Source organism: Psychrobacter sp. H29 (assembly GCF_059073055.1).
In genome coordinates this window covers 254,984-270,429 of record NZ_JCACRY010000001.1, presented here as the reverse complement: position 1 = coordinate 270,429, position 15,446 = coordinate 254,984, and the positions used below count along the sequence as shown (strand labels likewise).

At 40.6% G+C, this 15,446-nt stretch carries 13 protein-coding genes; 5 read left to right on the top strand and 8 right to left on the bottom strand.

The annotated features are described in order from the left end of the window. The first annotated feature begins 233 nt into the window (after positions 1-233). The 4 genes from AC5JP1_RS01060 to AC5JP1_RS01045 all read left to right on the top strand — a co-directional run bounded on the left by AC5JP1_RS01060 (position 234) and on the right by AC5JP1_RS01045 (position 7,957). Positions 234-1,166 (top strand): hypothetical protein, encoded by a 933-nt coding sequence (locus AC5JP1_RS01060; RefSeq protein ID WP_493842789.1) that lies wholly within the window; start codon positions 234-236, stop codon positions 1,164-1,166. A gap of 557 nt (positions 1,167-1,723) precedes the next feature. Continuing rightward, positions 1,724-2,230 (top strand): hypothetical protein, encoded by a 507-nt coding sequence (locus AC5JP1_RS01055; RefSeq protein ID WP_493842788.1) that lies wholly within the window; start codon positions 1,724-1,726, stop codon positions 2,228-2,230. Beyond that, complete coding sequence (locus AC5JP1_RS01050; RefSeq protein ID WP_493842787.1) at positions 2,227-4,713, top strand: site-specific integrase; 2,487 nt, start codon at positions 2,227-2,229, stop codon at positions 4,711-4,713. Before AC5JP1_RS01055 ends, AC5JP1_RS01050 begins: the two co-directional genes overlap by 4 nt. After that, positions 4,700-7,957 carry a tyrosine-type recombinase/integrase gene (locus tag AC5JP1_RS01045; RefSeq protein ID WP_493842786.1) on the top strand — a complete coding sequence of 1,086 codons (3,258 nt, stop codon included), beginning with the start codon at positions 4,700-4,702 and terminating at the stop codon, positions 7,955-7,957. The genes AC5JP1_RS01050 and AC5JP1_RS01045 overlap by 14 nt, the downstream gene beginning before the upstream one ends. Before the next feature lie 131 nt (positions 7,958-8,088). On the opposite strand, the gene AC5JP1_RS01040 is transcribed toward AC5JP1_RS01045, so the two are convergent. The 8 genes from AC5JP1_RS01040 to AC5JP1_RS01005 form a co-directional block, all read right to left on the bottom strand. After that, on the bottom strand, positions 8,089-8,349 hold the full coding sequence (locus AC5JP1_RS01040; protein WP_493842785.1) for a Sec-independent protein translocase subunit TatA: 261 nt from the start codon (positions 8,347-8,349) through the stop codon (positions 8,089-8,091). Positions 8,350-8,439: 90 nt separating this feature from the next. After that, positions 8,440-9,189, bottom strand: coding sequence for a MauE/DoxX family redox-associated membrane protein (locus tag AC5JP1_RS01035; protein ID WP_493842784.1), 750 nt, complete (start codon positions 9,187-9,189; stop codon positions 8,440-8,442). A gap of 59 nt (positions 9,190-9,248) precedes the next feature. After that, positions 9,249-9,734 (bottom strand): DUF305 domain-containing protein, encoded by a 486-nt coding sequence (locus AC5JP1_RS01030; RefSeq protein WP_493842783.1) that lies wholly within the window; start codon positions 9,732-9,734, stop codon positions 9,249-9,251. 27 nt (positions 9,735-9,761) lie between these two features. Then, positions 9,762-10,820, bottom strand: a complete 1,059-nt coding sequence (locus AC5JP1_RS01025) for a copper resistance protein B (RefSeq protein WP_493844409.1) — start codon at positions 10,818-10,820, stop codon at positions 9,762-9,764. A gap of 199 nt (positions 10,821-11,019) precedes the next feature. Further along, positions 11,020-12,726: a copper resistance system multicopper oxidase gene (locus AC5JP1_RS01020; protein WP_493842782.1), complete on the bottom strand. Its 1,707-nt coding sequence runs from the start codon at positions 12,724-12,726 to the stop codon at positions 11,020-11,022. 79 nt (positions 12,727-12,805) lie between these two features. Beyond that, positions 12,806-13,447 (bottom strand): DUF411 domain-containing protein, encoded by a 642-nt coding sequence (locus AC5JP1_RS01015; RefSeq protein ID WP_238036689.1) that lies wholly within the window; start codon positions 13,445-13,447, stop codon positions 12,806-12,808. A gap of 135 nt (positions 13,448-13,582) precedes the next feature. Continuing rightward, positions 13,583-14,176 (bottom strand): c-type cytochrome, encoded by a 594-nt coding sequence (locus AC5JP1_RS01010; protein WP_493842781.1) that lies wholly within the window; start codon positions 14,174-14,176, stop codon positions 13,583-13,585. A 91-nt stretch (positions 14,177-14,267) separates the two neighbouring features. Next, positions 14,268-14,528 carry a hypothetical protein gene (locus tag AC5JP1_RS01005; protein WP_238036683.1) on the bottom strand — a complete coding sequence of 87 codons (261 nt, stop codon included), beginning with the start codon at positions 14,526-14,528 and terminating at the stop codon, positions 14,268-14,270. Between the two features lie 194 nt (positions 14,529-14,722). Between AC5JP1_RS01005 and AC5JP1_RS01000 the strand changes: the two genes are divergently transcribed. Next, a complete protein-coding gene (locus AC5JP1_RS01000) occupies positions 14,723-15,445 on the top strand; it encodes a heavy metal response regulator transcription factor (RefSeq protein WP_238036680.1) in 723 nt (240 codons plus the stop codon). Position 15,446 lies beyond the last annotated feature (1 nt).

The following is a 15,446-nucleotide window of genomic DNA, read 5'->3' as shown; positions in this document are numbered from 1 at the left end:
TTATAGTTTGATGAACTGGTTTTGCTTGGGAGTATAGCGCACATTACTGTTTAGGATAAGACTCAAGACACTGCTACTTGTGAGTTTGAAATTTTTTAATGATTTAAACATTCTCACTTTATAAGGTACATAGTAATTGTAGCGACAATGTTAAAACTGAAAGTTTGTTTTGCAATTTGATGTACCTTTAACTATGATTACTTTCTTACGGAAAGCTAACGATAGGTAACAATATGAAAATAAATAAATTGTATGCCAGTATCTTATTGACAAGCGCCTTAATGCTGACAGGGTGCGGCGGCAATGATGATAATGGTGAATATGTAGTAGGTAGCGGTGATAGTACTGGCCCTATCATCGACAATAAGCTGAGCTACACAGCATTTGACCCGTTCAGTGATGTAATTGACGGAGAATATAAGACAGGATGGGGAAAGCTTGCCTATCGATTCGATAGCAATAATTTTTTGCAGACAATTTCTACTGTCGTAGGAAGCTCACCTACTGCTTATCAAGTTAGTAGAGGTGATGAGGAAGATAATTTAGACTACTATGTTGGCAATAAAGTATTTGTAAAAGTAAGTGATGAGTTTGACAGTCGATTCTATAAGCTCAAATTTACTGATAGTGATAGCTTTGAGTTAAAAATTCAGACCGATAACGCAGCCATTGAAAGCATTTACGATATCGAAACTTTAGATCTTAGCGGCATTAAGAAGTTAGCTCGTAATGCTGATACGGGGATTAATACTGTCTTAGACTATGACTACTTCCCAGATAATATCGCCTTTCCTACTGGCTCTCAATGCTATATTTTTCAGGAGACACCATCTCAGTCCTATTATTCTTTTTACGAGCTAGCTTCTAGAAACGACATCACTATCAGTGAATGGATCGCTGACCAAAAACAATACAACGTGGTCAAAAACCTCGTTGAAGAAAAAGTTGGTCGCAATAACGAACTCTCAGCTGCTAGATATACTTCTGAAGATGGCGATATTGTAGCTGCTGTTGAGTACAATGGTTTAGTCTATGACTCTTACTACTATCAAAAAGGTGTTACAGAAGATACTGATACGGACTTTACGGTCGATGTGGTCAATTGTGATCAGTATAATACTGTTGCCGCTGATTTTGTAGAATCACAAATCAAAGCCAATTATTAGAAATAGTTGTGTACTAAGAAGTAGCTGTAATCTTGAGAGCTTTTATAAATCAGAAATCATGAACTTACCTCATAGAAATGAAATAAAAATAGCGCCTGCAATGGGCGCTATTTTTATGAGTCAAACTCTATAGTTGAGTCAACGTTTCAAAGACTTTATTCAACCAATAAGTACTAATGAATAGCACGCACTATCACTTGATAGCTGACAAATAGCATCACAAAAATCAAAGCTACATGGTGTCTCAAAGCCATATAACACACTTTTCTCACCAGTTTAGTAAAACCTCCTAGCTTTCTTATCTCATCATAAACACCTTTTAAATTCTTAACATTGAGATTTTCGGTCTATTAACAGAATTGTCATCAGTTTTGTCTATAAAAGCTCAGAGCGTAGCAAGGCGTCATCAGCTGTCGCTTAATTCAAGTGTTTGACTTAAAACCTCATAAATTGGCTGTCAATTATTAGTTGGTCCTCGTAAAGTATTAGTGGAGGTCATCTGAAGGATATATGTAAAGAGTAGTTCATCTACAAGACACTGAATAATTGAGGAAGATATGGATAGGATATCAATAGCTAAGCTTCAGAAAAACACAGTGACGATACATCCAGATATCATTAGTTTGTTCGATATTTATGTTAATCATATTCGACCTTCAATGGGTAGTCATAATATAGAAATGGAGCAGAACCGAGTCTTCTTCAGACCTACATTATTTATTAAAGAAAAGACAGTATGGTCGATGGTCAATAATTTCGAACTCTATTTCTTAAAACCGTTTAAAATAGATCAGGAAACAGCCAGAAAAGATGTGAGTATAGGTAGCATAAGTGAAGATCAGTTGGTGTTTGGCATACCTTTTTATGAATTGGTTGACATCATCGCACGGTATAAAAAGAGCTTAGATATAAAACTTATCTATAGTTGCTTAAATGAGATTTTAACTACGAGTATCAATCAAGACTTATTCAACAAGAATACCTTTCCTATCACTACATTTTGTCAACTCATAAACATCAATGAGCAAACCTATCATAAACGTCCTTCTGAGAGTGTTTTATGATGGAAAATACTGAAAGTATTGATGAACAGTTAGAATGGCTTAGCACTCAAGCAATGACAGATATTGTTAATACACTTAACGATGATGAGACATTTACATATCCAGAAGAAGTTTTAGCTGCCATATCTGCCATAGTGATTTCAGTAAATGATAGCTATGTATATCCGGATGGCTCTGTTCAAAATTTGTTCGAGCGTATCGTACAGATATTACAGAAGGAACCAGTGGCTCGCCGCTATATGGAGACTAGCAAATCAGCACTGGCACAAAAGCCGCTGATGATGCAGCTACTCATTCTCATGCAGAACCCTATAAACAGAGTCCCCCATGATTTTCTAAGAAGAAATCTGATTTGGCTAGCTATAGCAATGCACACCAGCGTACTGCTGATGCCGAATGGTATAAAAAAGCACACTGATAATATATTAATGCAGTTTAAACAGGCTCAGTTTTCAAGCTCTATAAGACGAACGTGGATTTGGCATGAACTACTCGACTTGTCTCAGATGACCATAAGTGTGGAGTACATATCTACCCTTCTCAATAATCTATTAGAGCAGAAAAAAATTGAGCTTGAAGCATTAACTAACAACCCTATAAGTGACTCAGTCAAAGCAAAAAACGAAGAATCTATAGCAAAGGCTAAGCTTGGCCAAATAGATAAGATAACAATTGCCTACCAGCACGCATACAATTTACAGGCAGCAAAACCTAAGCGTAAAAAACCACCAAAAAACAACAGTATCAAGCCTATAAAATTATCCGATGATACTCCGATATATTTGGCTGGTCCCAATACATTGACTCATAACTGGGGTAGTACACATAGCGATAACAACTGGAGCAGTACACCGGATGATATCGAGCATAATACTACTGCTGTAGATCTGGAATTTTTGGACGCCCATACCGAAACTCACGAAGGGTTGACGACGAGTTTCGAAGAGTATGTCGATCACAATGGAGCACCATATATTAGCTACGACAACTATCCTGACCCTCTCATACAACAGTCTATACCACTACAAACTATTGATTTGTCACTGCAGCAAAACTATATGTCCCAGCGCAATCTTGCGCTCAATTCTAATACACGACTGCTCCCTCTTGTCGGTTACCAATCGTTATTTGCCGCTCTACACCAAGATGCCAAATCTTTACCAGAAGCAGAAACGAATAAAGTCTGCGCTGGTATTCTATTGCTCTCAATGCTGACTGGTCTCCCAGTTAAATCGTTACTCATATCAGGTTATATCGGTCATCCTAGTATTTTTGGTATCTACGATAAAAGAGCTTACATCAAACACAGCCTTGGTATTACTAAACGCTCTGTTAGTCAGACATTAACGAAGCAAGATTACGAAAACCACTCTGATGACATCAAAATCCCACTACCTTTATGGCTAATTGATAACCTGATTGCTTGCAAATTGCCTGTGAAAGCGGACTTTATAGCTTATCTCGCTGACTTACGTAGTAGTCTTGGTCTGTCTTACCTTTCAATCAATCGAATAGAAACGGCATTACACGTCGTACTCTCTCGCTATACGCCAAATTGCCATGCACATATCGCCGATATTATTTGCCGCACGGCCGCGCCTCACGCTCCAGCAATGTACTATAGCAGCCATACCAGTGAGGAAGTTCTTACACACTATAAATCAGCACTGAGCGTATTTAATAGTCATAGTGACTTTGACTTAACTTATATCACCCCTTGGCACAAATATATGGTGGGCTCAGCGTTTGCGCTGAAGATTGAAACAGTTTGCGACATCTTGAATGAGATGAGGTACTGGACCGATCAAAGTTCAAACGATGAAAAGCACTTTAATAGAACCAGTATCTTTGTATGGTTTGTATTTTGCCTTTTAACCGGCGTGCGACCAAATAACGGTCTTGGAAAAATGTGCGATATCGATCTCGATATGGGCTGGCTTGTTATCAATGATAAACCCGTTAAAAAAGTGCAAACTGATCGACTAATTCCATTGTGCCCTACTGTTGTACGCCTTCTAATAGAATATAGAGACTATTTGAGTGACTATAAAACTAGACATCCATCAAACCAAAAAATCAGTGAGACTATCAAGAAAATCGGCTTAGGTAACGATGAAGCACTGTTGAAGCTCTTATCTGCAAGTGTAAATAATCTAAAAGATATCAAGCGAGGCGATGCCTATCATATGACAAAAGATATTATTGATGCCAACCCTTATTGGACACGTCATTTCGTACGTACTCAGCTTGAGAAACGTGGCGTTCAGCTTCCACTCATCAACACCATTATTGGTCATGAAAAAGCTCGTCAAGAAGTATTGGGACGTTTCTCATCAAGTAGTAAAGCAGATATCAGACGTGTTGCACCTATATTTGAGCAGATGGCTGAGTATTTAGGGTTAAACCTTGTAGAAATAAAAAGCTATTCTAAACTCAGTCGTATACAGAGAAGACATATAGGGGTAGATCATGCTAATAGATAATATCCATCTGCCAAAAATTATTGATGGTTTAGCAAAATTTGATGGTAGGAAAAAGCGCTACGTGCCTTACTCATCTATACTCAAGGACAGTGACACAGCAAGAACACGTGAGATACAGCTACTCGCCGACTTACAGACCGAATGGGAACTCCTACTTGAGATATATCCTGGCAACGTTAGGTTCGTCCAATCTTTTAATAAACATTACAAGCAAATGCTTTGGCCAGATAATCGCACCTTTTTAGCTATGCCGAGGCCTGTAAGTTTTACTGATAAGTTATGGTTGCCAGAAAGTCAAATGCTAGGTCAGTTTCAGCGTAATTTTACTAATAAGCGAAAGCCTTTATCGGGCGAAGGGTTCGATAAGTTTCAAGCGATTGTTCAGAATAAAATTTCTCAAGCCTATAAAACTACCAAAACACTAAAACAAGCATGGCAAACCGTTAGTCAGTTTATCGATTATCAAAATCAGTGTTACATGCTTGCTGAGCATCACTATCCCAAGATCATCGCGCCGCAGCCCATAAAGTTCAACCCATTAATTACTAATAAAAGCTGGGTTAAAAACGGTAAGGTACTGGTCAAAATTGTTCGCGCAGTAGAGCATAATTGGGAGCAAACAGCCGATTATAGCCAAGATCAGATTATAGGCTGGCTGATATTCTCAGGAATTGTATATGGCGGTATCAATGAGGTTCAAATGCTTGAAGGGTGGCTTACCTCATTGCTTGCAAAAGAGTATCAGCCATTTATCAAAGACAGGATAATGGTCTCGCCGCGCTTTGTGCAAAAGCGCTTTGGTAACGAGCGCGAAGAAGGTAGTGACAAGCTTTATAACACCAAGCAAATCGTTGTAGATATGGTCAGTCAGTGTTGGTTGATGAATTACCATAAAAGCAGCAGTCCAGCAGAGACCACACATATCATTGCCAAGCTGTCAGAAGATAAGATCAAACAATACTTGACCATGGTTTTGTCTGACGTGATCAAGCCTTTGAATATTGACTTGCCTCCCTTTCTAAGGTTTTTACGTTACGCCAGTTATTACTGGGAGGGTCTCGATGACGCTGATATTGATCATGCTTCAGTGGGGGTACTGCGAGGTATGCATAACACTGCAGGACTGAGTACGCAGGACTTTTATCGGTTTTTGAATCAGAAATATCAGCATACAAATGAAGCTTATGATCTAGAACATATTTTAACGCTGTCTATCAGCAAAAACTCTGTTAAGCAAAACGAGACATCTAGTAGTAGTTCTACCAAAAAGATAGAGGTTAGAAAGTCTGATTTAATTATGAATCTGACTAAAGACTTCAAAATGGATGAAAAACAGAAAAAGAAAAAAACTAGCAAAAAGCCGCCTACCCTTATCGAAAGAGTACAAAAACGTTATAAGCAATACGATGACTTAAGTGAAAAGATTTTATTGGATTGGGTACTAAGTCTGCTAAGCCGAAAAGGACCACCGAACAACGTAACTATTTTGAAATATATTAGAACTATAGGCTATGAATGGTTATATTTCACAACAGCGCAGCCGCTTGATATTTGGTCAGAGGAAGAGTTTGAGGAGCTTTATGAAGATATTTTAGAGTATAAAGCTGTCGTACGTAATAATACTGACATTGTATATTCTGCCAATTTATTGAAGAGTATGCACAACTTTGCTAAGAGCAAATACAACCTACCCTCCGTGAACTTCCAACATACCAAAAATGGTCGGCGTGTACGTGCGGAGCTGATATCACCGCAAGCATACCAAGCCATTATTACGCAGATACTGGGTTCCGTAGATATATTGGAGCGGGAGATGTTCGCGCTTTTATTTATCTTAGTCTATCGTACTGGGATGCGCAAAAAAGAGCTGTTGGGACTTAAGTATAATGACATCGAAGGCTTAAAAACAGCTGTGCCATCAGTGGTAATAAGACCCAATAGCTATCGTCCAACCAAGACTCAAAGTAGTATTCGCCGCGTTCCCTTATTTGCCCTCCTCAAACCTAATGAGCTGAATTTTTTTATGAACTTTGTGCAGAGTAATATTGGCGATAGTTCAAACAAATTTATCTTTACCTTATCATCGGATCAACGCCCTATTGATGACCATGTTCCGTTGCAGTTACTTAAACGAGTCTTAAAAGACATATCGGTAGATGATAATGTAGCAGAGCATACCTTCCATGGTTTTAGGCATACGGCAGTGAGCAACCTATCTTTAGCGCTAGTAGGCCATTCAGATCTCGTAGAAGCACTCACCGATTATGACGAAAGCGACGTACTGCGTATAAAAGAAGGCCTACTCGGCGAGCATATCAATGCACAAGATCGCTGGTATGCTCTCTCAGGTATTATGGGACACTTATCGCCTGAGCGTAGCTTTGAGTATTACAACCATTTTGCCACGCTGATGGCGACCTACGCGCTTAGTAAAGCAGATATAACATTGCTAGAGCGGACGCTGTATAACGTAACAGGTTTTACGAATAAAAAGCTTAAGGAGAATAATGCGACTGTCCATAATAGTAGCGTCAGCATACCTAGTATTCGTACGCTGTTATTTAAAAATATCGTAGAGGGCAAACGCAAGTCACCGAAATTTACGATCGAGAGCTGTGATAAACATTTTCTCTTGAGTACCAATACGCAAGCCAATAATGAGCTGTTTGGTCGTTATGGTCTAAACCGAGTACAACTGCTACTACAGACCTATGATAAAAAGATGCCTTTAAGTAAAGCAGCCCAGTTGGCAAATATTTCTATTCACGATGCAAAGGTTCTAATAGAACGTGCGAGCGAGGTTGCCAACATCACTACCAAACGCAGCAAACCTCGCTTTGTTAAGCTATCAGATTCAAACACCCCTGTACTGAGTCCACTGAACATTCAATACCAAAGTGATTTAAGGTTGCTATCGTTTTTGTTAAGTAGTGCCTATCGTCTACGAGAAAATTCAGGGGCTGACTGGATTTGGTTTGTTGAGATATGTCGTGAAAAACTGTCTGTTAGCAGAGCATACCTACCATTTAGAAAAGGAGATGAGAAGGCGTTACAGCGGTTCATTGATATTGCTGAGAAATTGCTGCCTTTGAAACGTTGGCTGGTGAGTAGCAACGAAGCTTTATTGATGAAAACTATGTCATCTACTGACTATCAAGATATTAAGCAGCAATCTAATGATTCGAAAAATGCTCTACATATCGGTATTGCTAGTCAAGACCATAGAGAATGGACGAATAAGTGACAGTACTCACCGCTACTACGTTTTTTTGTACATATGATGCTGATTACAGATGAAAAGCTATCTATTGCAGATTAAGCTTCTTGTACTAGCGTCCTTTGTCATAATGACTTTTGTGAAATGATAATCAGTTTTCATACATTTTGCTGAGCATCAATGCTGACAGGGCTAGTTTTTATATCATTGATTCGAGTATCTACCTGTATGTTTAAGTCATTACTTGCAGCTGACGTACTACCCTCATGGCTAAGTACACGATTCTTGTGATCCGACTCGATTTCTTCATCTTTTAGGGCATCTTTAAAACCTTTTACTGCACCGCCTAAATCTTTGCCAGCATTTTTGAGCTTAGCAGTACCAAACACGACGACTATCAATAAAATCAGCCAATGCATAATAGAGAAACTGCCCCTAACGGTATCCTTATACTCTGAATTATTCACAGATTTTTTTAGAGTCAGGCCCAAGCTTAATCACCGTAAGAACTATGATGCGCCTGAAAATCTAATCAGCATATATATTCCCATACCGACCATCATAATGTTTTCGGTCAAAGATACAAAACCAAGCGGTACATTTGAGTTACCACCAACACAGGCACATTTCAGCTCACGCTTCTCTATATAGACGGCCTTAAACACTGAGAGGCCATTGATACCACCTATAAATATAGCCACGATAGCCGCTATGACATTAAGCCATGCAATACTAGCCAACATTGCGATACCGACAAACGCCTCGGCGAAAGGATAAACGTAGGCGTAACGGACCACCTTACGTGCTAACAAATCATATCCCAAAAATTGATTGGTAAAACTCTCTAAATCTTGCAACTTTTGAATAGCGAGTACAATCATGGATAAGGCAACAAACCAGATGATAGTTTGTACCGAAAATAATGTGCTGCTAAACCTCCAAGTCAGTGCAATACTAGCGAGTGCTGTAGTTGCGAATATTGCGATCACTGGCGTATAGCTGACCTCAGTACTCTGAGAAACCTCTTTGCCAAAAAACGCTTGCAGATCGTCATACCCGCCTATGCGCTCGCCATCGATAAAAATCTGTGGTGTAGTTTTGACATTAAACTTATCTTTAAGCGCTTGAGTTTCAGTATCATTAGTCAAATGCTTGTCTTCGATCTGATAACTATGACGCTCTAAAAGATCGAGTGCTTTTAAACCAAATGGACAAACATGATCAGGTTTGACCATACGATAAACCACGGCTGTTTTCATAATACACACTCCTACCTAATTTCTAACCTCTAAATCCTACCTTTTAAACCCTTTATGCTTTATTCCAGCTCATCAATCAACTGCTTCATTTCATCAATTTCACGCTTTTGTGCTTCTATGATATCGTCGGCAAGCTGTTGGACTCTAGGATCTTCGATATCTGCTCTTGAGCTGGTCAGAATAGCAATCGAGTGATGCGGTATCATGGCCTGCATCCAATCGACTTGATCGACTGTTGCTTGTGATCTAACACCCCAAATACCAACAGCAAACATCAATACGCTCAGACCATAGATCATCAAGTTAATTTTGGTCTTCTTATACATGTTGGTCATAAAGGCCAACATGACCACTGCCATACCGGCACCCATATACAGTGCCATATAGGCTCTGGTCTCACTAAAATAAATATGATCCCACTCATAAGTATTGAAATACATCATGATGTACATCACAATCGTAGACGTTAGAATCATCAGGGTGAACTTTACATACGGGTTCATGCCCTGTTGATGATTCATGTTTTTCTGATCTGAAGCATTCATAGTATATCTCCTATTATTTTAATGATATTAGAACCAGAATTTGACCCCCGTTGTCAAACTATTGCTATCAATTGATTCATTATGTTGACGTCGTTGACCACGGGCACTACCAAGCGCCGTCTCATAACTCACACCAACGTAAGGCGCTAATTGACGGCTTAGTGTCTCATAAGTCAGCCTCACTTCAGCCTCAAATTCATTAAAGCCTTTAGTAATATGGTTGTCGCTATCCTCTTTGCTAAATGCCGTTAGTTCTACTTCTGGTATCACAACCCAATGCTGATTCAAACGCCACTCGTATTCTGCGCCAAGGTCCAATCGGATTTGTCCATCAGAGTACAGATAAGCCATTGCATCGGTTTCAATAAAATAAGGTGCTGTGCCCTCAATACCCGCCATAATGGCAGGCTTATCGTTCTCGGTATCGTAGGCTACCCCTGCCAAACCATTCCAGAAGATACTTAGTGGTTTCCAATAAGACAACGAGGTCAGACTATCAATTTCTTTATCACCCTTGGTCTGAACACTACCTTCGCTGCGTAAAGAGAGGCGGCGCTCATCTAGGCCATACCAAGCACCAACCTCATAATTAATCTGATCGTCATCAAACTGATAACCTAAATCATCTACAGAAACGCCCCATAATGGCATACCACCCATCATCATAGGCTTGCCATAACGTCCATAGGGAACGCCGTTTGAGTAGTCAGGACTGCGAGCATCAGCTGGAGCCTTACCACCTTGCATACCTGACATGTCCATGCTGCTGTGATCCATACCGGACATATCCATACTACTATGGTCCATACCTGACATATCCATACTGCTGTGATCCATGCCTGACATATTCATGCCGCTGTGATCCATACCGGACATATCCATACTACTATGGTCCATACCTGACATATCCATACTGCTGTGATCCATGCCTGACATATTCATGCCGCTGTGATCCATACCGGACATATCCATACTACTATGATCCATACCTGACATATCCATACTGCTGTGATCCATGCCTGACATATTCATGCCGCTGTGATCCATACCTGACATATCCATACTGCTGTGTTCCATGCCAGACATATCCATGCCGCTGTGATCCATGCCAGACATATCCATGCTGCTATGATCCATGCCAGACATATCCATGCTGCTATGATCCATGATGGGCATCTCAGCAGCATTTGCTAAAGGTAACGTTAATAACATCAAAGATGACATGCCAATAAACGGTAGACTTACTTTATAAATTTTCATAATAAGGCTCATATTCGAAGGTTTATTAAACGACGGCCACTTCTCTGAACATACCGGCTTCCATGTGATACAGCAGATGACAATGCCATGCCCATCGTCCAGCTTCTCCTGTCACATCGAAGCTAATCTTTTGCGCTGGCTGTACCATAATAGTATGCTTGCGCACCTGAAACTCACCATTAGGCATACGTAAATCACTCCACATCCCATGTAGATGCATCGGATGATTCATCATCGTGTCATTAACCAAGGTAATACGTACGCGCTCACCCGGCTTAATATTCACTGGTGTCGCGTCACTAAATTTGACCCCATCAAACGCCCAGATATAGCGCTCCATATTACCGGTTAAATGTAGTTCTATCTCTCGGGTAGGCTTGCGCTGCTCCGCAAATATTGCCTCATCGACAGAGCGCAGCTGACTATAATTCAATACCTCTCTATTAATATTGCGCAGGTTGATACCGGGATCATCAAGATTCATACGTGGACTGTCCACACGCATATCACTCTTAAAATCGTATTCTGTTTTGGCATGACGGGCTTTATAACCATCAGCACCCATAGCGCCCATCATATCTGCCATTGTGAGCCATTCAACTTTGTCCATAGCAGGTATCGCAGCACGAGCGCCTTCTTTGGTTGTAAGTGTTGCTGCAACATAGCCTGAACGGTCTATGTTTTGGGCAAATATGGTATGGGCATCTTTGGTCGGGGTAACGATGACATCATAAGTCTCAGCCACACCAATACGAAAATCATCAATCGCAACTGGTGCGACATCGATACCATCGGTTGCCACTACAGTCATTTTGAGACCGGGTATGCGCACATCAAAGATAGTTTGCGCTGAGGCATTGATAAAGCGTAATTTAACGCGCTGTCCTGCTTTTACTAGTTGTGTCCAATTAGCCGCCGTTGTTTTACCATTCATTAGATAGGTAAAGGTCTTTTCGCCAGATAAATCAGTAAAATCCGTTGGCATCATGCGCATCTGATTCCACATTTTGCGCTTATCAAACGCGGTTTTCATATCTGTTTCGGCAATATCAGACAACAGCTTCTTGAAATCTGGCAGATGATAGTTGTCAAAGTCTGCGCGCTGTTTGAGCAGCTTCAGTAGATTATGCGGGTTACGGCTGGTCCAATCACTGAGCACGATCACGTGGTCTTCTTCGATAGGATGACGCTCGCGACCTTTGGGTTCAATCACCATAGCACCCAGCATGCCAGTTTGTTCTTGGAACCCACTGTGTGAGTGATACCAATAGGTGCCTGACTGCATGAGCTTAAACTTATAAGTAAAGGTGCTGTGCGCAGGAATGCCCTCAAAGCTAATTCCAGGTACACCATCCATTTCAAACGGCACCAGCAACCCATGCCAATGAATAGAAGTTGATTCATCCATCTGGTTATGAACACGTATCACTACCGTATCACCTTCACGCATCTTTAGCGTTGGTGCTGGCAGTGAATCATTGATGAGCGTCGCCATGCTCTTTTTACCGTTCACAATAGCAGACTGTTTACTGACGTATAAATCAAACTCTTTGCCTATCAATACAGGTACTTTATGAGTGTTTTGATCACTATTAATGGTGGCCGCCTGACTGCTCGAGCGACTCGAATGTCCTAATGCGCCACTGGCAATGGTCGGTATCAAGGAAGCACCAAGGACAGCAGAAGATCCAGTCAAAAAACGTCGGCGGTTCAATATGTTCTGTTTATTCATAATGATGACCTAATTTAATTTGCGAGATGGTGGTTAAGCTTTTGGCTGTAATATTTTTTATATTTAACGAATAATTTAATCATAGTTGCTGCTGAGGAGACTCAATATCGGCATAAACTTCTGTAGTGCCGTCTTTGTTAAGTTGCATTACCTTGTAAGGCATAAACTTACCTTCATACTCCATACCGGGGCTACCAACAGGCATACTTGGTACAGCAAGTCCAATGGCTTGTGCAGGAGTATTTGCTAAGAACTGTGCCATGTATTTTGCAGGAACATGTCCTTCAAAAACAAAGCCATCGGTGGTAACGGTGGTATGACAAGAACGCATCTGCTGCGGTACGCTATAGCGTTCTTTGAATAAAGACAAATCTTCAACATCGTGTGCGGTTGCGCTTAATCCATTATCTTCTGCATAGCTTACCCATTCTTTGCAACACCCACAGTTGGCATCTTTATAAACCGTCGCTGAAACATTCTTAAGTAGGTCTGATTGGTTGACTACAGGCGTCGTAACCGCTGTAGATTCAGCTTGTGTTTCTGTCACCTGATTGGTTGATGTGGCAACAGTTGGCTCAGGTTGTACGGGTTTTGAATCAGAAGTGCCCGTATTTGATTGGCTACAAGCCGCTAGTAACAGTGAAGATGTCATCATCACTAAAAGCGTACGACCAGATAACTGGTTGTGCTTACTAGAAAACATATTGGTATAGCGTCTCATAAAACACTCCTAGGCATGTATTTGTCTATTGGACATTTTAAAATTTCTACAACCTATCACTAAACAAAGTAAAACAGGCCAAACTTAAATTGCAAAAGGTAGCACTATTTTAGTGCTACGCTTTTTATTAAATAATTAGTGCTGCATTTCGGAGCCATCTTCCGACATATCCATATTTCCATCAAAGCTCATGTCCATAATGTCAGTATCTATCCTCGTGGTCAGCATCGTGTACTGAGCGTCATTCAATTCAGGCAACGATCTAATGAAAGCCACCATTGCCCACATTCTGTCATCGTCGTGAGAGGCACCCCATGCTGGCATTCCAGACGCCATGATTCCATGCTTAATCACCCAAAATCCTTGCTGTGCGCCAGCTTTCGTTTGATAGCGCTTCACCACATCAGCGTTGGTAAAGTTGGGCGGTTTAGGGTATAGACCTGCGCTAAAATCGGTGCTTTCTACCCCAGGAGATAAGTGACAGCCTGCACACATGTCTTTATAATCCGCACCGCCTGTACTGATCATATCTACTTTTGCTAGGTTTGGAACGATGATGTCCTTGCTAGCATTTGCTACTGAGCGCGTGCGGGCAGTCTCTAAAAATTTATAAACCAGTGGGCTATGGGCTTGATCAGCGCCAATATTTATCACACCACTAGTCACTACCGCAAAAATACCTACAATAGCGACAAAGACAGCAAAGAGTATTCCTAGTAAAAACTTCATAGGCTCATCCTAAAAATCCATTTTTATTAATATCCGATTAACCTTTGATGAAAATCATCTAGCAATAATCATGAGCGTATAAAAGGAATCGTTAAGAGTCGCTATCACTGCTCACACAGTGTTTTTGGTACATCTGTTTCATTTTACCCATATTAGCCATCATGGCTTTCATGGCAGGATCATTCATGTCCATCTTGCTGTGATCCATCTTTTGCATCATCTGCATATGCTTTTCCATTTTTTCACAGTTCATCTGATCCTTTTCAGCATGCATCTTAGGGTCATGTGCCATAGCAGACGTTGAAACAACTAAGGCGATAGCGGTTGCTACGATTGATTTAAATAGTGACATGATAGATCCTTATTTGATTGGTATGAAATCGACAAGACTTCAAAGTATTAAGTTACTCTAAAGCATACTTTATTGATTCTGACAGAGACATGACCGCAAGATTACAATATTGTCATCTTGAGAATTTTTGATGTTCAAAGCGGGGTTATGCTTTACTATGCTAGGTAGGCGTGAAATGTATATGGGAAGCTATTATGAAAGTACTGCTGGTAGAAGATGAGTTGAAACTTGGCGAATATATAAAAAAGGGCTTAACCGAAGCTGGGTTTATTGTGGATCATTATCTAACAGGCCTAGATGGCTATCACGCATTGATGACTGAAGAATTTAGCGTGATACTGATGGATGTCATGCTACCGGATATTAGTGGCTTTGAGCTGGTGCGTAACTACCGAGCTGCAGGTAAACATACTCCCGTGCTATTTTTAACAGCAAAAGATGACTTAAGCGATAAGATAAAAGGGATTGAGATTGGTGGCGATGATTATTTAACCAAGCCGTTTGCGTTTGCAGAATTGGTAGTCAGGATGAAAAGTCTATTGCGACGTGCTAATCAAGTCGATTATCAAAGTACGATCATGCAAATAGCAGATCTCAAAATGGATATTGCAAAGCGTACCGTACATAGAAGAGACCAACCTATTAAATTGACCGCAAAAGAGTTCTCGTTATTACAGTTTTTATTAGAGCGCCGAGGTGAAGTCCTACCACGCTCAGTCATCGCCTCTCAAGTATGGGATATGAATTTTGAAAATGATACGAACGTGATTGATGTGGCAATCAGGCGTCTTCGCATAAAAATAGACGATGAACATGAGGCAAAGCTGATTCATACTGTGCGTGGTATGGGCTACCGATTAGATGCTGTCAATACAATCGCTGATAGCCAGCCATCTTACGAAGCTGACGATATCTAAT